Origin of the sequence: Pseudomonas palmensis (assembly GCF_049942755.1) — a bacterium.
Taxonomy (GTDB): Bacteria; Pseudomonadota; Gammaproteobacteria; order Pseudomonadales; family Pseudomonadaceae; genus Aquipseudomonas; species Aquipseudomonas palmensis.
Genome location: NZ_CP187958.1, coordinates 1,805,911 through 1,824,216 on the forward strand (window position 1 = coordinate 1,805,911; position 18,306 = coordinate 1,824,216).

The window sequence follows — 18,306 nt, forward strand, 5'->3', positions numbered from 1 at the left end:
TGGACGCGCATCGCGGGTCAAGCCCGCTCCCACAGGGTCTTCGGCGATCCTGTGGGAGCGGGCTTGACCCGCGATGCGGTCACTGCATTACTGCGTCTTGGCTTGCGTAGCCGCCGCCGGCTTCTTCGCCACCGGCTTGGCCGCAGGCTTTTTGACCGGCTGGGCCTTGGCCGCAGGCTTCTTGGCTGGCGCAGCTTTCGCCGGGGCCTTCTTGGCAGCAGGCGCAGGCTTTGCCGGCGCCTGCCTGGCTACTGGCGCAGCCGCAGCGGGCGTTGGCGCCGGCGCAGGTGCAGCGGCTGGGGCTGGGGCAGGCGCAGGAGCTGGCGCCGCATCAACCGGCTTGGCCGGCGCTTTGTCTACCGGCTTGTCACCGCCACCGAACAACCGCGAGAAGAAGCCAGGCTTGCTGTCCTTGGCCGCCACCGCTGCCGCTGCGGCCCCGGCCGCCACCGGCGCCAGCTTGGCCGGGTCGAACGACTTGCCATTGGACATGTCCACCACCTGGCCCGCCGCGCGCTGGCCGCTGCGCAGAGCGCCTTCCAGGGTGCCGGGGTACAGCGCATCGGTGTGTTCGCCGGCAAACGCCACGCGCTGCACCGGACGCTCCCACAGGCGCCAGAACTTGCTGATCTGCCCCGGCCCGTAGGCGAGGTAGGCACCGCCCGTACCGGCATCGGTGCTGTAGCGACGCACTTCATAACCGGTGAACGCGCCACGCGCCTGCGGGTAGAACGCATGCAGGCGAATCAGCACCTGGTCGACCATCTGCTTGTCGCCGAACGCCTGCAGCAGGCGCGCGTTGTCACCGGACAGGTTGATCACCACGTTGGCGCCACCCTTGAGCGCCGGCTCGATCCACAGCATGCCCAGGCCGGTGTTGCTGTAGATTTCGCCCGACATGCGCGCACGGCTTTCCCAGACCGGGGTCTTGAACTTGAGCAGCAGCTGGTCGCGCCAGCCGTAGTTGGTGCCCTTGAGCGCCGCCAGGTGCTGGTTGTCCAGGCCCGGGGTCATCTGGATCTTGGCCAGGGCGCGCAACGGTACCGCCAGCACCACGTAGTCGGCGCTGTAGCCCACCGCGCCGACCTTGACCGTGACGCCGTCCTTGTCCTGGATGATCGCGCTGACCGGTGCGCTGGTCTTGATGGTCTTCAGTTGCTTGACGAAAGCCTGCGCCAGCACCGGGCTGCCGCCGGGCAGACGGGCGGCGCGCAGGTCGCGATCGCTCACATCGCGGTACACGCGGGTCTGCTGCGCGAAATACAGCAACGACAGGCGCGAAGGCTCGTCATAGCGGGTACGGATCTGCTGGTTGACCAGCTGGCGCGCGGTCGGTGGCAGTTGCAGCTTGTCCAGCCAGCCGGAAACGTTGAGCTGGTCGAGGGCGAACAGGGTGCTGTTGGCCGCCGGGTTTTCAGGGTCGCTGATCGAGCGCGCCAGGTCGTCGAGGGTCTTCTCGTAGCGCTTGAGTGCCTCGGCGGTGGCCGGCTGCTTGGTGGCCAGGTCTGCGGCGCTGAAGTACTCGCCATCGATCAGGTAGCTCGGTACGCGCACGAACTCCGGCGCCGGCAGGGTGGCCAGCTTGAAGGTGTCGAGGTAGCGGTTGAGGGTCGGCTGGGCCTTGCTGTTGCCGATCCACTCGCTGGTGGCCAGGCCCGAACGCCCGCCCATGCCCGGCTTGGCTTCCAGCAGGGTCACCTGCCAGCCCTTGTTTTGCAGTTCGTAGGCGGCGGTGAGGCCTGCCAGGCCGCCACCGACCACGATGGCCGTCGGCTGCTTGGCAGCCGCGAGGGCGCCCGCGCTGAACAGCCCTATCATTACCAGCGCGCAGGCGCGCAGCCAACCAGCAGACATTCGGCGAACTCCGGATCAAAGGCGGAAAATGCGGGGTGAACCCCCCGGGAAAAACGTCGGTGAAGGATACGTCAGGCCGCCCGGGCCTGCCACTAATGCCCGCACCGTTTGCGCCTTATGGGTTGTCCTGCCCCGGCGCTTTGCATAGGCTTGCGCGGTTACCCGAACCCGCGTCGCCAGGAGAGAGCCCATGGGCCTGAATCAACAGTGGATGGAACGTGACCTCAAGGTCCTGTGGCATCCCTGCACCCAGATGAAAGACCACGAGCACCTGCCGCTGATCCCGATCAAGCGTGGCGAAGGCGTATGGCTCGAAGACTTCGAAGGCAAGCGCTACCTCGACGCGGTGAGTTCCTGGTGGGTCAACGTGTTCGGCCACGCCAACCCGAAGATCAACCAGCGCATCAAGGACCAGGTCGACCAACTCGAACACGTGATCCTCGCAGGCTTCAGCCACCAGCCGGTGATCGAGCTGTCCGAGCGCCTGGTCAAGCTCACCCCCGAGGGCCTGAACCGCTGCTTCTACGCCGACAATGGCTCATCGTGCATCGAAGTGGCGCTGAAGATGAGCTTCCATTACTGGCTCAACAAGGGCCAGCCGGACAAGAAGCGCTTCGTCACCCTGAGCAACAGCTACCACGGCGAGACCATCGCGGCGATGTCGGTGGGCGACGTGCCGCTGTTCACCGAGACCTACAAGGCACTGCTGCTCGACACCCTCAAGGTGCCCAGCCCCGACTGCTACCTGCGCCCCGAGGGCGTGAGCTGGGAAGACCATTCGCGCACGATGTTCGCCGCCATGGAACAGACCCTGGCCGAGCACCACCAGAGCATCGCCGCCGTGATCGTCGAACCGCTGATCCAGGGCGCCGGCGGCATGCGCATGTACCACCCGGTGTACCTCAGGCTGCTGCGCGAGGCGTGCGACCGCTACGGCGTGCACCTGATCCACGACGAGATCGCCGTAGGCTTCGGGCGCACCGGCACGATGTTCGCCTGCGAGCAGGCCGGCATCCGCCCCGACTTCCTGTGCCTGTCCAAGGCCCTCACCGGCGGCTACCTGCCGCTGGCCGCGTGCCTGACCACCGATGAGGTGTACAGCGCGTTCTACGACGATTACCCGACCCTGCGCGCGTTCCTGCACTCGCACAGCTATACCGGCAACCCGCTGGCCTGTGCCGCGGCGCTGGCGACCCTGGACATCTTCGAGCAGGACAACGTGATCGAGGCCAACAAGGCCCTGGCCACACGCATGGCCACGGCCACCGCGCACCTGGTCGACCACCCGCATGTGGCCGAAGTGCGCCAGACCGGCATGGCCCTGGCCATCGAGATGGTGCAGGACAAGGCCAGCAAGACCGCCTACCCGTGGCAGGAGCGGCGTGGCCTGAAGGTGTTCGAGCATGCCCTGACCCGTGGTGCGCTGCTGCGCCCGCTGGGCAGCGTGGTGTACTTCCTGCCGCCGTACGTGATCACCCCCGAACAGATCGACTTCCTGGCCGAGGTGGCCAGCGAGGGCATCGATATCGCCACGCGCAGCAGCGTGAGCGTGGCGGTGCCGGCCGATTTCCATCCTGATTTCCGCGATCCGGGCTAAACAGCATCGCGGGGCAAGCCCGCTCCCACAGGGATCACCTGTGACCCTGCAGGAGCAGGCTTGACCCGCGATGGCGCCCGAACTGCCTCCATCTTATTCAGAGCAGAACCATGAGACTGTCCCGCTTCTTCATCGACGCCCCCCTGAGCCTGGGCGAGCACGACCTGCCCGAGGCCCAGGCCCACTACATCGGCCGCGTGCTGCGCATGGCGCCGGGCGATGCGGTGCAACTGTTCGACGGCAGCGGCCAGGAATACCTGGGCGAACTGCTCGAGGTCGGCAAGAAGAGCGTACGCGTCACGCTCGCCCAGGCCCTCCCCGGCCAGGCCGAATCCCCCCTGCACGTGCACCTGGGCCAGGGCCTGTCCCGTGGCGAGCGCATGGACTGGGCGATCCAGAAGGCCACCGAACTGGGCGCCAGCGTGATCACCCCGATCGTCAGCGAACGCTGCGAGGTGCGTCTGAAGGACGAACGTGCCGACAAGCGCCTGGCCCACTGGCGCCAGGTGGCGATCAGTGCCTGCGAACAATGCGGGCGCTCGACAGTGCCGACGATCCATTCGCCGGTGCTGCTGGCAGACTGGCTCAAGGCGCGAGACGAGGCGCTGAAACTGGTGCTGCACCCGGTGGCCGAACCCTTGACCAGCCATGCCAGGCCCGCGAGCCTGGCGTTTCTGATCGGGCCGGAGGGCGGCTTGTCGGACGTAGAAGTGGAACAGGCCAAGGCGGCGGGGTTCCATGCCGCGCGCCTGGGCCCGCGGGTGCTGCGTACCGAAACCGCGCCAGTGGTGGCGCTGGCAGTGGCGCAGCAGCTGTGGGGCGACTTCTAGACCGCGTCGCGGCGTTCGCCGGCAAGGCCGGCTCCTACTGCAGGAGCCGGCCTTGCCGGCGAAGGGGCCCTAAAGCACGTAGAAAAATATCGCGATAAAGTGCAGCAGGCTGCCGGCAATCACGAACAGGTGCCAGATGCCATGCCAATGGCGGAAGCGGCTGTCATAGGCAAAGAAGATGATGCCGATGGTGTACAGCGCGCCCCCCGCCGCCAGCCAGGCGAACCCCGCCGTACCCAGGCTGGCCAGCAGCGGTTTGACCGCCACCAGCACGATCCAGCCCATCAGTGCGTAGATCACGATGGACAGCACGCGCGCCTCGGAGCGCGGCTTGATCTCCTGCAGCATGCCGATAACCGCCAGCCCCCACACCACCCCGAACAGGCTCCAGCCCCACGGACCGCGCAGGCTCACCAGGCAGAACGGGGTATAGCTGCCGGCAATCAGCAGGTAGATCGACAGGTGATCGAGCTTGCGCATGATCACCTTCGCCCGCCCGCGCACGCTGTGATAAAGGGTCGAAGTGCTGTACAGCAGCATCAGCGTGAAGCCGTAGATGGCCAGGCTGACGATCTTCCAGGGGTCGCCCTGCATCCCGGCCACCACCAGCAGCCAGATCGCGCCGATGCAGGCCAGAACCGCGCCCACCAGGTGGGTCCAGGCATTGAAACGTTCACCGTGGTACATGCATTGATGCCCTCCGTAGAATGATTCGCTCCCCTACCCTACACAAGCCCGGCATCAAGTGCATTACGCGGTTGGTACTAGGCCCCGGCCGTCTGCAACAGCTGTTCCAGCCCGGGCAGGTCCGGTACCCGCGCCACCTGCTCGCCCACCTGCACCGCCGCCAGCTCCAGCGGCGCCAGGGGCACATCGACGTAGTTGAGCTGGCTGTCGAGCTTGCACGTGCGCGGTATGCCCTGCACCAGCAGGGCGAAGAAACGCCGCGGCGTATCGCCCAGGGCATTGAGCACCACGATGCGCGCGCGCTCGCCAACCTGGGTCTGGCCACCGCAGGCCGCCTCGAAGCTCAGCAGCGGCAGGCGCTGGCTGCGCCAGTCGATCCAGCCCAGCAACCAGGCCGGCTGATGCGGCAAGGGCGTGCACGGCTGGTAGCCGATCAGCTCGGCCACCGCCACGTTGGGCAGCACCAGGCTGCGGTCGCTCAACGGCAGCAACAGCCCGGTGAGGGTGTTGCGCCGATTGTTGCGTGGGGTCTGTTCAAGCATGCGGGGTACTCCAGCGGGCAATGCTCTGCAGCAGCACCGACTCCTGGTAGGGCTTGCCCAGGTAGTCGTTGACGCCAATGGCCATGGCCCGGTCGCGGTGCTTCTGGCCGGTGCGCGAGGTGATCATGATGATCGGCAGGTCCTTCAGGTGCGGGTCCTGGCGCACCTGGGTGGCCACCTCGAAGCCGTCCATGCGTGGCATCTCGATGTCCAGCAGCAGGATGTCGGGACGGTGTTCGGCCAGCACACTCATGGCATCGACCCCATCCTTGGCCGTCAGCACGTTCATGCCATGGCGCTCCAGCAGGCGCCCGGTCACCTTGCGCACCGTGACCGAATCGTCCACCACCAGCACCAGCAACGGACGTGCGGCGGCATTGCCAGGGTGCTCCAGGCGCAGGCGTGCGGCGCCCTGGGCCACCTTGGACAACTGCAGGTGCAGCGCACGCAGTTGCGCCAGCAGGTCGAGAATCAGTACCACGCGGCCATCGCCCAGCAGGGTCGCCCCGGCCAGCCCGTGCACTGCGGCAAACTGCGGGCCAAGGCTCTTGACCACGATTTCACGGCTGGCCGCCAGGCTGTCCACCTGCACGGCGAACTGCTGGTCGTGGGCCTGCACCAGCAGTACCGGCAGCGGCAGGCTCTGCCCCAGCAGGCGCGGCTGCACCTCGCCCTGCAGCAGTTCGCCGAGGTAGCGCAGCTCATAACGGTGGCCGGCGTAGCGGTAGCACGGCGGGTCCAGCTGGTAGCAGGCCTCGAGCTCGGCCGGCGGTACACGGACCACGCCCTCGATGGTGTTCAGCGGCACCGCGTACTGTTCTTCGCCGTAGTTCACCATCAGTGCGCGATTGACCGACACGGTGAACGGCAGGCGAATCAGAAAACGCGCCCCCTTGCCCGGCACCGAGTTGATCACCATCGAGCCGCCCAGTTGCTTGACCTCTTCGTGCACCACGTCCATGCCCAGGCCACGCCCGGAAATCTGGGTGATCTTCTCGGCAGTGGAGAACCCGGGCCGCAGGATGAACTGCATCACCTCGTGGTCGCTCAGTTCGGTGGCCGGGTCCAGCAGGCCGCGCTTGATCGCCTTTTGCCGCACCGCCTCCAGCGGCACGCCGGCGCCATCGTCGGTCATTTCGATAACGATATCGGCGCCTTCGTGCAGCAGGTTGAGGGCGATGGTGCCCTGCTCCGGCTTGCCCGCCGCCAGGCGCGCCGCACGGTTTTCCATGCCGTGGTCGACGGCGTTGCGCAGCATGTGTTCCAGCGGCGCCACCATGCGTTCGAGCACACTGCGGTCCAGCTCGCCCTCGGCATTGCCCACCACCAGCTCGACCTGCTTGCCCAGCTCGCTGGCAACCTGGCGCACCACCCGCTGCAGGCGCGGCACCAGGCGCTCGAACGGCACCATGCGGGTGCGCGTCAGGCCTTCCTGCAACTCGCTGTTCACCCGCGCCTGCTGTTGCAGCAGGCTGTAGGCGTCATGGGCACGCACGGCCAGGGTTTCCTTCAGGTCCAGCAGATCGGAGGCCGACTCGAACAGGGCCCGCGACAGCTGCTGCAACTGTGAATGACGGTCCATTTCCAACGGGTCGAAGTCGTCATAGCCCAGCGCCTCGCCTTCGCTCTGCTGGCGGCTGAGGATGCGCCCCTGGGTCTCGGTATCGAGCCGGCGCAGCTGGTCGCGCATGCGCTCGAGCGTGGTTTCCATCTCGCCCAGGGCCACCTGCGCATCGTTCACCTGCTGTTCGATGCGCCCGCGAATGATCGAGTTCTCGCCCGCCAGGTTGCCCAGGTCGTCGAGCAGCTCGGCCGTCACCTTGACCATGTCGGCCGGGGCACGCTCCGGGCTCGGCGCCGCCACTTCCACCGGGGCCACCTCGGCGCCGGGCGTTGCGGCGGCGGTGTCGCTCAGGGCAGCACTGCTGAAATTGCGGATATAGTCGATCAGCGCCGTGGCGGCGTGCAGCGGCTGGTGCAGGCGCACCGCATCGAGCATGTGCGCCAGGCGGTCATGGCAGTTCTGCAGCAGGCTGAACAGCGCCGGGCTGGGTTGCAGCTGCCCGGCCGCCAGGTGTTCATAGAGGAATTCGAGTTCATGGGCCAGGTCGCCGATGGGCGCGATCTCGACCATGCGCGCACCGCCCTTGAGGGTGTGCAGGTCGCGCAGCAGGTTCTCCACCTCCACCCCGTTGCGCGGGTCGGCCTGCCAGCGCAGCAGCGCGGCACCGGCACTTTCGGCGATGTCGAAGCCTTCCTCGAGAAAGATCTCCAGCAGTTCCTTGTCGCCCTCGTGACGCTGGGGCTCCGCCGGCTTGCCTTGGGGCTCGGGTGCCGGTGCGGTGTGACGGAACTCGCGCAGGGCTGCCAGCTGTTCCACCACCAGCTCCGTTGCCTGACCCTGCTGCACCTGCTCGAGCAGACGCCCGAGCAACGCATGGCTTTCACGCAGCAGGCCCGGCAACAGGTTGCCGGGCTGGTAACGGCGATCGACCAGGCCCTCGTAGAGCAACTCCAGCTCCTGGGCCAGCACCTCGACCGCCCCCACCTGCGCCAGCTGTGCGCCACCCTTGAGGGTCTGCAGGTCGCGCTGCAGCGACGACAGCGCCGAGCCGTTGTCGGGGTCGCCGGCCCAGCGCGCCAGGGCCTGGTCGGCCCCTTCGAGGATGTCGCGGGCCTCCTCCAGAAACAGCTCGACCACCTCGCTGTCGTGCACCTGGCGTTGCAGCGCGCGGGTGGCGTCGCCCAGTTCGGCGATCTGCCCGGGCTGCTCGCCCTGGCTGCGCACCAGGCCCATGGCATCCGGCGCCAGGCCTTGCTCGAGCAGCTCGCGCAATGCGTGCAGGCGTTGCGGTTGCGGGTCCACTTCCTGGCCGGCGGCAATCTGGTCGAGCATGTCGATCAAGGCTTCATGGGCCCGTTGCGCCTCGCCGAAGAAGCGCTCGCTGACCGCCAGGCTGCTCTCCTCCACCGCGCCGTACAGGTCCAGCAGCGCCTCGCACAGTTCGTCTACCTGCCACAGGTCGGCCAGGTGCGCGCTCTGCCCCAGGGTGGTCAGTTCATCCAGCAGCGCAGTCAGCTCCTGGCGCTCGCCGGGGTGCTCCTGCCAGCGTTGCAACAGGGTTTCGGCGTCCAGCAGGATGTCCATGCCCTGGGCCAGGAAGCTGGCGATCAGTTGCGGGTCGCGCTTGACCCGCAGGCCCTGGCTCGGCGCATCGCGCAGTGCCTGCAGGCGCGCAGCAACCACCTGGTCGATCTGTTCGATGAGGGTCCGGGCACCGCCGATGGGTGCCAGCGGGGTGCTGTCGAGCTGTGCCAGACCGCGGCGCAGAAGTGGTTCGGCCATCTGCAGCAGGTACAGCTCGTCAAGGTCCAGGCCCAGCTGGTGGGCCTTGAATTCGCGGGCCAGCAGGTCCAGTGCGCTGGCCAGCTCGGCGATCGGCACCACCCCGGCCATCGCGGCGCTGCCCTTGAGGGTATGCAGCGCCCGTTGCAGGCTGTCGCTGACCGGCACCGGCAACTGCGCCTCGGCGGCCTGCAGAAACTCGTCGACACTGGCCAGGTGGGTCTGCGCCTCGTTGCGGAAGATCTCCAGCAGGCGCGGGTCGAAGGCCGGCTCCGGGGCTGTGACGCCCAGCGGGTCGTTCATCGCCAGCGCATGCAGGCGCGTGGCCAGGCGCTCGACCTCGGCATGGGGCAGAGCCTGGGCCTGGGCGAATTCGTCCAGCAACGGCGTCAGCAGCGCAATGCTCCGCTCGAGCCCGGCCAGCACATCGCCGCTGGCTTCGACGCGGCCTTCGAGCATGCGGTTGAGCAGGTGCTCGGCGGCCCAGGCAAGCTCGGCCAGCACCTGGGCGCGCACCATGCGGCCGCTGCCCTTGAGGGTGTGGAAGGCGCGGCGCATTTCCACCAGCGCGTCACGTGCCGCCGGGTTGCCCCGCCATATCGCCCAGTGCTGCTGCAATTGCTGCAGCACCTCCTCGGCTTCCTCCAGGAACACCTCGCGCAGCTCGTCGTCCAGCGGCGCCTCAAGCATCTCGGGCACAGGCGCGGGCGCCGGCGGGGCCGGCGGCAGGCTCGGGAACCCCAGTGCGGCCAAGGCCAGCTGGGTGCGCTCGAGCCATTCGTCCAGGTCGGCCTGGGGGTCGATGGCGCGCCATTGCAGGTACAGTTCCAGGCTGCACAGGGCATCGGCCAGGTGATCCAGCGCGGCGTTGTCCGGCAGCCGCTCGGCGTACAGCAGGTGGGTCTCGACGTAATCATGGCAACGCCGCACCAGCGCCGCCGCCCGGGGCAGCATGAGCATAGCCAGCGCCCCGCGGATCTGCGTGAACAGCCCCGGCAGCGGTTGCAGGCGCAGGCGATCCCAGCCGGCCTCCAGGCAATCGGCGATCAGGTCCTTGGCCTGCAGCAGCACGCCGTGGGCCTCGTCCAGCACCAGTCGGCGAATGTCGTCCAGGTCGGTGCCGGGTACGCTGGCCTGGCTGACCGACTCGATCGAGCCCACCATGCCGCCCAGGGTCGCCTCGACATACAGCAGCGCCCCGGCAACATCCATCAGCAGCGCATCCTCGGGCACCCGCTGGCCCTGGGCCAGGGCCTGAAGCACCGTCACCTGGTCGATGATCACCCGGCGCGGCTGGCCGAAGCCGAGCACCGCCAGGGTATCGGCGATCTGGCGCAACGGCGCCAGCAGCGGGGCCAGCGCCTCGACCTGCTGGCGGTCGCTGCGCACGAACAGGTCCAGTTGCTCCTTGATGCGCACCAGGTCTTCGCGCACTGCCAGCACCACCGAACGCATCGCATCGCGCCCCGGCACCGCCTCAAGCGGGTCACGCAGCGCGCCGAGGCTCAGGCCTAGCCCCGCAGCGGGCTCGGCGACGGTCTGCTCGCCCGGCAGGCTGGCCTGGGCCAGCGCCGGCGCGCCACGCGCGGCGCGCAACGGGTTGAGCAGTGGCAGCACCAGCAACGGCAGCTCGTGCCGGGCGCCGCGCAGGCGTTGCAGGTACTGCGGCAGCTGCTCCAGCGCCCTGAACAACGCGCCCAGCGCGTCACCGCGAGAGGCCACGCGGCCTTCGCCCAGGGCCTGGGCCAGCTGCTGCATTTCACGGGTCAGCAAGGCCGCGCCCTCCAGCTCGAGCATCTGCAGGCAGCCGCGCACCTGGCGCAGCGGCGCGTCGAAACGCTCCAGCACCTGGCTGTCGCCGGCGTCGCCGGCAAACTGCTCCAACGCCTGGCGGGCCTGGGCCAGGCAGTCGTCGATGGGGCCCTTGACCCAGGCCAGGGCCACCTTGTCGTGGCGCTCGGCGATACGCACTTTAGTAGCCATAAAGTCCCACGCGCCGGTCAGCGCGGCTCCGTGGTTGGCGGCAAGGTGAAGCCCGACACCGAACGGCGCATCTCGCTGGCCATGCGCGCCAGGTTGCCGATGCTCTCGGCGGTGGCGGTCGAGCCGGACGAGGTCTGCGAGGTGATCTGCTGGATCACCGCCATGGTGTGGGAGATCTGCCCGGCCGAAGAGGTCTGCAACTGCGCGGCATCGGAAATGCTGTGGATCAGTTCGGCCAGGGTCTGCGATACACCCTCGATTTCGGCCAGCGCCACCCCGGCATCCTGCGCCAGACGCGCCCCGCGCACCACTTCGGCGGTGGTCTGCTCCATGGAGATGACCGCCTCGTTGGTGTCGGCCTGGATCGCGCGCACCAGCGCCTCGATCTGGCGCGTGGCCGAGGATGAGCGCTCGGCCAGGCGCTGCACCTCGTCGGCCACCACCGCAAAGCCGCGCCCGGCCTCGCCGGCCATCGACGCCTGGATCGCCGCGTTGAGGGCGAGGATGTTGGTCTGGTCGGCAATGTCGTCGATCAGGCTGACGATGTCGCCGATTTCCTGGGACGACTCGCCCAGGCGCTTGATGCGCTTGGCAGTGTCCTGGATCTGCTCGCGGATGTTGTCCATGCCGTTGATGGTGTTGTGCACCACCTCGTTGCCCTTGTTGGCAATGGCCACCGAGCGCTCGGCCACCTTGGCCGACTCGTAGGCGTGCCCCGACACCCTGTCGATGGACTCGGCCATGTCGCCCACCGCAATCGACGCATCGGTGATCTGCTGGGCCTGGTGCTCGGAGGCCTTGGCCAGCAGGTGTGCGGTGGTCTGGGTCTCCTGCACCGCGCTGGCGACTTCCTCGGCGCTGAGGTTGATGGTCGCCACCAGGTCGCGCAACTGGTCGATGGAATAGTTGATGGAGTCGGCGATGGCCCCGGTGAAGTCCTCGGTAACCGAGGCGGTGACGGTCAGGTTGCCGTCGGCCAGTTCCTGGATCTCGTTGAGCAGGCGCATGATCGCCTGCTGGTTGCGTTCGTTGGTTTCGGCGGTTTCGCTGAGCTGGCGATTGGTTTCGCGCACCATCACCAGTCCGATCAGGATGATCGAGGCCAGCGCCAGCAGGCCCAGCACGTAGCCGCCGACGGTATCCAGGGTGCGCCCGGAGGCCAGGTTCTCGAAGCCGTTGGCCAGGTGCGAGGCTTCGTCGAGCAATGTCTGCGACAGGCTGAAGATGCTGCCGGCCGCCTCGCGCACGCGAAACAGCTCGGGCGAGGTTTCAAGAATCTCGTCGACGGAGCCTGCGACAAACTGGAACAGCTCGGCGATCTCGGCCAGGCGCGCACGGGCATCCGGGTCCTGGACGCGGGTGACCTGGATCGAGGGCGCGCCGCCGAGCATGCCGTCGAGCACCTGACCGAAGCGGCTGGCATCGCGGCCGAAGGCATCGGCGGCCTGCACCGCGGTGTCGTCGCCGGCCAGCACGGTGTTGACCGAGCCCAGGATGCGCTCGGCCAGCAGTGACTGGCGCTGGGCCACCGCCACCTGGCTGGCGGGGGCGCCACTTTGCAGCAGGATCTCCACCACCTTTTCGTACTCGACCTGCAACTGCGGCACGGTCTCGGCCAGGGTCGCGGCCACCTGGTGCAGCGACAGCACGGTCTGCTCGCTGGCCAGGATCGCGTCGGTGCTCTTGCGCAGGCTCTCCCAGTCGCGTTGCACTGCATCCATCTCGCCGCGTACCGCCACCGGGGCCGACGGCAGGCCGGTGGCCGGGTCGCCTTTTTTCAGGTAACCCCAGCGCTGTTCGAAATCGTTGCGCGCATCGTTGAGCAGCTTGAACGCCACGGCCTTGCCGGCAGCGGCCTCGGTGGCGTTCTTGGCGATGCGCTGGGACAGCACGCGCAGCTCGCCGGCATGGCCGATGTACTGCTTGTCGTAGTTGGCCTGGGTATTGAGGTAGGCGAAGTTGGCGAACAGCAGAATGATCGACAGGATCAGCACGATGAACAGTGCGGCGATCTGCGCGCTGCTGCGCGAGCCTTGTACCGAGGGGCGGGTCTTGAACTTGGTCACAGGTCTGGCATCCCTTTACAACGCCACATCGAGAAAGCCTGGCGCCTGGGCCAGGGCGAAGGGGCTGAAAATGCCCCAGCAGTGCTCGCGCTGAAAGTGCCCCTGCACGAAGGGGGCCGCAGCCGGCAGCAGCGGCGCCGGCGGCGACAGCTCCAGGCCGTGCAGGGCAAAGTGCTGCAGGCCCACCACTTCGTCCACCAGCAGCCCGGCGAACAGTTCCTCGTGGTCCAGCACCAGCACCCGCCGCTGCTTGCGCACCACCGACAGGCCCAGGCCGAGAAAACCGCACAGGTCCATCACCGGCAACAGCCGCCCGCGCAGGTTGGCCACCCCCGCCACCCACGGCTTGACCCCGGGAATGCGGCTGAGCCGGGGTTCCTGCAGCACTTCGGCGACCTCGCCCATGGGCGCCACGAACCAGTGCTCGGCCATGCGAAAGCCGATGCCGCTCCAGGTCTGCAGGCGGGTTTCCTGCAATGGCAGGTCGGCCGCCAGCAGGCGACAGCGCCGGTCGATTTCGAGCAACAGCTCGAAGGCGGTCAGCGATTCGCCCATGCGCCGCGTGGTCAAGCCTTGAGAACTTTGTTCAGGACCTGGATCAGGGTGTCTTCGTCCACCGGCTTGGTCAGGTAGTCGCTGGCGCCCTGGCGCTGGCCCCAGACCTTGTCGGTTTCCTGGTCCTTGGTGGTGACGATGATCACCGGGATGCCCTTGGTGACGTCGTCCTTGCTCAACTGACGGGTCGCCTGGAAGCCGTTCATGCCGGGCATCACGATGTCCATCAGCACCGCATCGGGCTTTTCCTGGCGGGCCAGGGCCACGCCATCGGCGCCGTTCTCGGCCTTGAGCACCTGGTGCCCGTGCTTTTCGAGCATTCCGGTCAGTTTGTACATTTCGGTCGGCGAATCGTCGACGATCAGAACTCGGGCCATGCTGTTCCCCAATAAAGGCATGACGCCGCGGCCAGGAGGGCGGCGGCGTCAGGGTGCGGGTTGTTCTTCTGCGGCGAAACCCGGCACATGGGCGCGGATCGCATCCAGCAGTTCTTCCTTGCTGAAAGGTTTGGTCAGAAATTGATCAGAGCCCACCTGGCGGCTGAGCGCCTTGTCGAACAGGCCGTCGCGCGACGACAACATGATCACCGGGATGTCCTTGAACGCGCTGTTCTGCTTGATCAGCAGGCAGGTCTGGTAGCCATCGAGGCGCGGCATCAGCACATCGACGAAGATGATCCCCGGGGTGTGGTCGACGATCTTGCCCAGGGCGTCGAAACCGTCGACCGCGGTGACGACTTCGCAACCGGCTTCGCCCAGCAGCTTTTCGGCAGTGCTGCGAATCGTCTTGGAGTCATCGATCACCATCACCTTCAACGCCGTGTCGGGCTGTACCATAATTGCTCTACCATCGCCTGGAAGGGCCTTGCAGGCCACGTGCCAGGCCTTTTTAGCACACTCTGGGGGTGCATTCCATCGAGCCTCGCCGCGCCCTGCGCCGATGCCTGCCGGCTGACGTTTCCCCTTGACCGCCAGCCCGCCGGGCGCCACCCTGACGCACTTCAATTCGAGCCACTGCGGCAGCACGCCGCCGAGAGGAAATACCCCATGAGCGTTCGCCTCGGGATTGTCATGGACCCCATCGCGCAGATCTCCTACAAGAAGGACAGCTCGCTGGCCATGTTGCTGGCCGCCCAGGCCCGTGGCTGGTCGCTGTTCTACATGGAGCAGCACGACCTGTACCAGAGCGAAGGCGTGGCCCGTGCCCGCATGCGCCCGCTCAAGGTGTTCGCCGACCCCGAGCACTGGTTCGAGCTGGAGGCCGAGACCGACGCCGCGCTGAGCGAGCTGGACGTGATTCTGATGCGCAAGGACCCGCCCTTCGACATGGAGTTCGTCTACAGCACCTACCTGCTGGAGCAGGCCGAGGCCGCCGGGGTGCTGGTGGTCAACCGTCCGCAGAGCCTGCGCGACTGCAACGAGAAGCTGTTCGCCACGCTGTTCCCGCAGTGCACGCCGCCAACCCTGGTGAGCCGGCGCCCGGACATCATCCGCGAATTCGCCGCCAAGCACGGCGACGTGATCCTCAAGCCGCTGGACGGCATGGGCGGCACCTCGATCTTCCGCCACCGCGTGGGCGACCCCAACCTGTCGGTGATCCTCGAGACCCTGACCGCCCTGGGCACCCAGCAGATCATGGCCCAGGCCTACCTGCCGGCGATCAAGGACGGCGACAAGCGCATCCTGATGATCGACGGCGAGCCAGTGCCGTACTGCCTGGCGCGCATCCCGGCCAGCGGCGAAACCCGCGGCAACCTGGCCGCCGGCGGTCGTGGCGAGGCCCGCGAGCTGACCGAGCGCGACCGCTGGATCGCCGCCCAGGTGGGCCCGACCCTGCGCGAGAAGGGCCTGCTGTTCGTCGGCCTGGACGTGATCGGCGAGCACCTGACCGAAATCAACGTGACCAGCCCCACCTGCATCCGCGAAATCGACAACGCCTACGGCACGCAAATCGGCGCGCAGCTGATGGACGCCATTGATCGCAAGCTCAAGGCACGCTGACCGCCGACAAGTGGCGGGCCCGCGTTGTGGGGTATCATGCCGGTCCATTCTCGACTGGCACCCCGCTGCGCCGGCCCTGCCCCGGCTGCTGGATAATCGATGACGCTTCCTGCCGACCTTCCTGCCGATTTTGCCCCGCCCCGTGTCCGCGCGGCGGACCGGCTGGGCTTTACCCTGTTCCTGGCGGCGCTGCTGCACCTGGCGCTGATCCTGGGCCTGGGGTTTACCTTCGCCAAGCCTGAAGAAATCCGCCGCACCATGGAAATCACCCTGGCCACCTTCAAGAGCGAGGCACCGCCGAAGAAGGCCGATTACCTGGCGCAGGACAACCAGCAGGGCAGCGGCACGCTGGACAAGAAGGCGGTGCCCAAGACCACCGAGATTGCCCCGTTCCAGGACAGCAAGATCAACAAGGTGACGCCGCCCCCGGCCGCGAAGCCCGAAGTGGCGCCCCAGCCGGCCCCGCCCAAGGCAGTGGTGGCCACCACCAGGCCCAAGCCGCAGAAGGTCGAGACCCGACCCAAGGAGCAGCAGCCCAAGGTGCAACCCAAGGCGGCCACGCCGACGTTCGACAGCGCCGACCTGTCCAGCCAGATCGCCAGCCTCGAGGCGGAGCTGGCCAACGAACAGCAGCTGTACGCCAAGCGCCCGCGCATCCACCGCCTGAGCGCGGCCTCGACCATGCGCGACAAGGGCGCCTGGTACAAGGATGAATGGCGCAAGAAGGTCGAGCGCATCGGCAACCTCAACTACCCGGACGAGGCCCGCCGCCAGCAGATCTACGGCAGTTTGCGCCTGTTGGTGTCGATCAACCATGACGGTTCGCTGTACGAGGTGCTGGTGCTCGAATCTTCCGGGCAGCCGCTGCTGGACCAGGCGGCGCAGCGCATCGTGAGGCTGGCGGCGCCGTTTGCGCCGTTTACCGGGGACCTGTCGGATATCGATCGGCTGGAAATTGTTCGAACGTGGCGCTTCGCCCGTGGGGATCGGTTGTCGAGCAACTGATCGCCGAAGGTGTACTCGCCTGACATCGTCAAGCGGCTCAAGCAACACCTGTAAGTACGAGTGTTCGTAATCAAAACTACCGAAGCTGGCCAACAAAAAATGTTGTCGCGCAATTGAAGCAGGACCAGCACTTACAATAACTGCGAGGCATGCCTCAACTGCTAGACAGTGAGAAGAGTTTCAACTCGCCATGTCAGATCATTAACCTTCGAGTGGGTTGTTGACGGCAGTAGACCAGTTCAGGTTGTTGCCTACTGTGCCATCGTCTTCAAGATGCCTAACCGTAAATTGGTAGCCATGGTGAGGGTTTGGGCCAGGTGGCTTGAAGGTAATGGTGAAACGCCCATTCTCGTCCGTCTTACCCTCGCCGCAGTATTCTCCGGTCCCACTGACACAGACCAGATAAGCGCGATCCGGGTCACCGCGTCCTGTAAGCGTTACCTCACTAGTAAAGAAATTTCCGATTGCTTCGTTGATAGACATCCGAGTGATCATTGCACTTCTCCTTTAGATAAGCCAAATGCTCGGTTTGCGGTGAGACTATGAGTTGATCCAGACCACCTGTCACCTGACACAGTTACCAGTTGTTGGTCGCCGCGAAAAAAATGTACCCGCTTCAAAAAGCAGCGCAGTGCCGCGACATCAGCAACCGCAGGGTCACCTAACTAGCGCCTCACACAGCAGCCCGTGCCGATTAGCACCGCCAAGAAACAGGCATAATCGGCCCGCAGGCTCGACACGCACCTTGTCAGCGTGGCCGCTCGCCGCCACACTAACCCCCATGAAAAACCTCAGCCCGAGTTACCTCAAGCATCAGTTCCTGATTGCCATGCCGCACATGGCCGACCCGAACTTTGCCCACACCCTGACCTACATCGTCGAGCACAATGCCAACGGTGCCATGGGGCTGGTGGTCAATCGCCCGCAGGAGCTGAACCTGGCCGATATCCTCGAGCAGCTGCGCCCGGACACCGAACCGCCGGCACGCTGCATCCACGTGCCTATCCATATCGGCGGCCCGGTACAGACCGACCGCGGTTTTGTGCTGCACACCAACGACAAGACCTTCCAGGCCACCGTCCAGCTCGACGGGCTGGCCCTGTCGACCTCGCAGGACGTGCTGTTCGCCATCGCCGACGGCGTGGGCCCGGCGCAGAGCCTGATTACCCTGGGCTACGCCGGCTGGGAAGCCGGGCAGCTGGAAGCGGAACTGGCCGACAACGCCTGGCTCAACTGCCCGTTCGACCCCGAGATCATCTTCGGCATGGCCTGCGAGCAACGCCTCGAAGCCGCCGCAGCCAGCCTGGGCATCAACCTCAGCCTGCTCACCAGCCAGGCGGGGCACGCCTGATGGCGGCGCTCAAACTGCTGCTCGGCTTCGACTACGGCACCAAGCAGATCGGCGTCGCCGTCGGCCAGGTGATCACCGGCCAGGCCCGCGAGCTGTGCACCCTGAAGGCGCAGAACGGCGCACCCGACTGGGCCCAGGTGGAAAAACTGTTCAAGGAATGGCAACCCGACGCGGTAGTCGTCGGCCTGCCGCTGAACATGGACGGCACGCCCAGCGAAATGAGCGCGCGCGCCGAGAAATTCGCCCGACGCCTGAACGGCCGCTTCAACGTGCCGGCCTACACCCACGACGAGCGCCTGACCACCTTCGAGGCCAAGGGCGAACGCATGGCTCGTGGCGGCCAGCGTGGCAGCTACCGCGACAACCCGGTGGACGCGATTGCCGCCGCCCTGCTGCTGCAAGGCTGGCTCGACGCCCACGCCGAACAGGCCTGAACCCGACCATCGGTTACACGCCGGGCCAGCTCTCTGCCCCGGCCTCTTGAGGAGCA

At 66.8% G+C, this 18,306-nt stretch carries 15 protein-coding genes; 6 read left to right on the forward strand and 9 right to left on the reverse strand.

All coding sequences use genetic code 11. The features are described 5' to 3' along the window. Positions 1 to 87: 87 nt before the first annotated feature. Positions 88 to 1,854: a flavin monoamine oxidase family protein gene (locus ACPRTJ_RS08200; RefSeq protein ID WP_054915764.1), complete on the reverse strand. Its 1,767-nt coding sequence runs from the start codon at positions 1,852 to 1,854 to the stop codon at positions 88 to 90. 190 nt (positions 1,855 to 2,044) lie between these two features. On the opposite strand from ACPRTJ_RS08200, the gene ACPRTJ_RS08205 reads away from it, so the two are divergent. Together ACPRTJ_RS08205 and ACPRTJ_RS08210 are read left to right on the forward strand one after the other, a co-directional pair. Continuing rightward, positions 2,045 to 3,451 carry an adenosylmethionine--8-amino-7-oxononanoate transaminase gene (locus ACPRTJ_RS08205; protein WP_058541630.1) on the forward strand — a complete coding sequence of 469 codons (1,407 nt, stop codon included), beginning with the start codon at positions 2,045 to 2,047 and terminating at the stop codon, positions 3,449 to 3,451. Positions 3,452 to 3,561: 110 nt separating this feature from the next. Then, the gene (locus tag ACPRTJ_RS08210; protein ID WP_313326361.1) at positions 3,562 to 4,281 is read left to right on the forward strand and encodes a 16S rRNA (uracil(1498)-N(3))-methyltransferase; all 720 of its coding nucleotides are present in this window, start codon (positions 3,562 to 3,564) and stop codon (positions 4,279 to 4,281) included. A gap of 69 nt (positions 4,282 to 4,350) precedes the next feature. Here the strand turns inward: ACPRTJ_RS08210 and trhA are convergent, their stop codons facing one another. The 7 genes from trhA to pilG all read right to left on the reverse strand — a co-directional run bounded on the left by trhA (position 4,351) and on the right by pilG (position 14,296). Then, entirely contained in the window at positions 4,351 to 4,968 is a 618-nt protein-coding gene (gene trhA / locus ACPRTJ_RS08215) for a PAQR family membrane homeostasis protein TrhA (protein ID WP_043862136.1), read from the reverse strand. Positions 4,969 to 5,045: 77 nt separating this feature from the next. Continuing rightward, a complete protein-coding gene (locus ACPRTJ_RS08220) occupies positions 5,046 to 5,510 on the reverse strand; it encodes a chemotaxis protein CheW (protein WP_043862137.1) in 465 nt (154 codons plus the stop codon). Beyond that, positions 5,503 to 10,839, reverse strand: a complete 5,337-nt coding sequence (locus ACPRTJ_RS08225) for an Hpt domain-containing protein (RefSeq protein WP_426428553.1) — start codon at positions 10,837 to 10,839, stop codon at positions 5,503 to 5,505. The genes ACPRTJ_RS08220 and ACPRTJ_RS08225 overlap by 8 nt, the downstream gene beginning before the upstream one ends. A 17-nt stretch (positions 10,840 to 10,856) precedes the next feature. Next, positions 10,857 to 12,905 (reverse strand): methyl-accepting chemotaxis protein, encoded by a 2,049-nt coding sequence (locus ACPRTJ_RS08230; protein WP_043862138.1) that lies wholly within the window; start codon positions 12,903 to 12,905, stop codon positions 10,857 to 10,859. Between the two features lie 15 nt (positions 12,906 to 12,920). Continuing rightward, positions 12,921 to 13,475 carry a chemotaxis protein CheW gene (locus ACPRTJ_RS08235; RefSeq protein ID WP_078479846.1) on the reverse strand — a complete coding sequence of 185 codons (555 nt, stop codon included), beginning with the start codon at positions 13,473 to 13,475 and terminating at the stop codon, positions 12,921 to 12,923. Next, positions 13,472 to 13,837 (reverse strand): twitching motility response regulator PilH, encoded by a 366-nt coding sequence (pilH, locus tag ACPRTJ_RS08240; protein ID WP_043862140.1) that lies wholly within the window; start codon positions 13,835 to 13,837, stop codon positions 13,472 to 13,474. The genes ACPRTJ_RS08235 and pilH overlap by 4 nt, the downstream gene beginning before the upstream one ends. A gap of 48 nt (positions 13,838 to 13,885) precedes the next feature. After that, a complete protein-coding gene (pilG, locus tag ACPRTJ_RS08245; protein WP_043862141.1) occupies positions 13,886 to 14,296 on the reverse strand; it encodes a twitching motility response regulator PilG in 411 nt (136 codons plus the stop codon). A gap of 210 nt (positions 14,297 to 14,506) precedes the next feature. Here pilG and gshB point away from each other — a divergent pair, with 210 nt between their 5' ends. Together gshB and ACPRTJ_RS08255 are read left to right on the forward strand one after the other, a co-directional pair. Further along, positions 14,507 to 15,460 (forward strand): glutathione synthase, encoded by a 954-nt coding sequence (gshB, locus tag ACPRTJ_RS08250; protein ID WP_043862142.1) that lies wholly within the window; start codon positions 14,507 to 14,509, stop codon positions 15,458 to 15,460. A gap of 99 nt (positions 15,461 to 15,559) precedes the next feature. After that, positions 15,560 to 16,465 (forward strand): energy transducer TonB, encoded by a 906-nt coding sequence (locus ACPRTJ_RS08255; RefSeq protein ID WP_043862143.1) that lies wholly within the window; start codon positions 15,560 to 15,562, stop codon positions 16,463 to 16,465. Between the two features lie 201 nt (positions 16,466 to 16,666). Here the strand turns inward: ACPRTJ_RS08255 and ACPRTJ_RS08260 are convergent, their stop codons facing one another. After that, complete coding sequence (locus ACPRTJ_RS08260) at positions 16,667 to 16,960, reverse strand: hypothetical protein (protein ID WP_426428556.1); 294 nt, start codon at positions 16,958 to 16,960, stop codon at positions 16,667 to 16,669. A gap of 286 nt (positions 16,961 to 17,246) precedes the next feature. Between ACPRTJ_RS08260 and ACPRTJ_RS08265 the strand changes: the two genes are divergently transcribed. Next, positions 17,247 to 17,816, forward strand: a complete 570-nt coding sequence (locus ACPRTJ_RS08265; protein ID WP_043862144.1) for a YqgE/AlgH family protein — start codon at positions 17,247 to 17,249, stop codon at positions 17,814 to 17,816. Next, the gene (ruvX, locus tag ACPRTJ_RS08270; RefSeq protein ID WP_043862145.1) at positions 17,816 to 18,250 is read left to right on the forward strand and encodes a Holliday junction resolvase RuvX; all 435 of its coding nucleotides are present in this window, start codon (positions 17,816 to 17,818) and stop codon (positions 18,248 to 18,250) included. Before ACPRTJ_RS08265 ends, ruvX begins: the two co-directional genes overlap by 1 nt. Positions 18,251 to 18,306: the final 56 nt, after the last annotated feature.

What these genes read in the sequence shown, in the direction of transcription:
- pilH (WP_043862140.1), bottom strand. Translation starts at nt 13,837, where the DNA reads ATGGCCCGAGTTCTGATCGTCGACGATTCGCCGACCGAAATGTACAAA.
- ACPRTJ_RS08210 (WP_313326361.1), top strand. Translation starts at nt 3,562, where the DNA reads ATGAGACTGTCCCGCTTCTTCATCGACGCCCCCCTGAGCCTGGGCGAG.
- pilG (WP_043862141.1), bottom strand. Translation starts at nt 14,296, where the DNA reads ATGGTACAGCCCGACACGGCGTTGAAGGTGATGGTGATCGATGACTCC.
- ACPRTJ_RS08225 (WP_426428553.1), bottom strand. Translation starts at nt 10,839, where the DNA reads ATGGCTACTAAAGTGCGTATCGCCGAGCGCCACGACAAGGTGGCCCTG.
- ACPRTJ_RS08255 (WP_043862143.1), top strand. Translation starts at nt 15,560, where the DNA reads ATGACGCTTCCTGCCGACCTTCCTGCCGATTTTGCCCCGCCCCGTGTC.
- ruvX (WP_043862145.1), top strand. Translation starts at nt 17,816, where the DNA reads ATGGCGGCGCTCAAACTGCTGCTCGGCTTCGACTACGGCACCAAGCAG.
- ACPRTJ_RS08265 (WP_043862144.1), top strand. Translation starts at nt 17,247, where the DNA reads ATGAAAAACCTCAGCCCGAGTTACCTCAAGCATCAGTTCCTGATTGCC.
- ACPRTJ_RS08220 (WP_043862137.1), bottom strand. Translation starts at nt 5,510, where the DNA reads ATGCTTGAACAGACCCCACGCAACAATCGGCGCAACACCCTCACCGGG.
- ACPRTJ_RS08205 (WP_058541630.1), top strand. Translation starts at nt 2,045, where the DNA reads ATGGGCCTGAATCAACAGTGGATGGAACGTGACCTCAAGGTCCTGTGG.
- gshB (WP_043862142.1), top strand. Translation starts at nt 14,507, where the DNA reads ATGAGCGTTCGCCTCGGGATTGTCATGGACCCCATCGCGCAGATCTCC.
- ACPRTJ_RS08200 (WP_054915764.1), bottom strand. Translation starts at nt 1,854, where the DNA reads ATGTCTGCTGGTTGGCTGCGCGCCTGCGCGCTGGTAATGATAGGGCTG.
- trhA (WP_043862136.1), bottom strand. Translation starts at nt 4,968, where the DNA reads ATGTACCACGGTGAACGTTTCAATGCCTGGACCCACCTGGTGGGCGCG.
- ACPRTJ_RS08260 (WP_426428556.1), bottom strand. Translation starts at nt 16,960, where the DNA reads ATGATCACTCGGATGTCTATCAACGAAGCAATCGGAAATTTCTTTACT.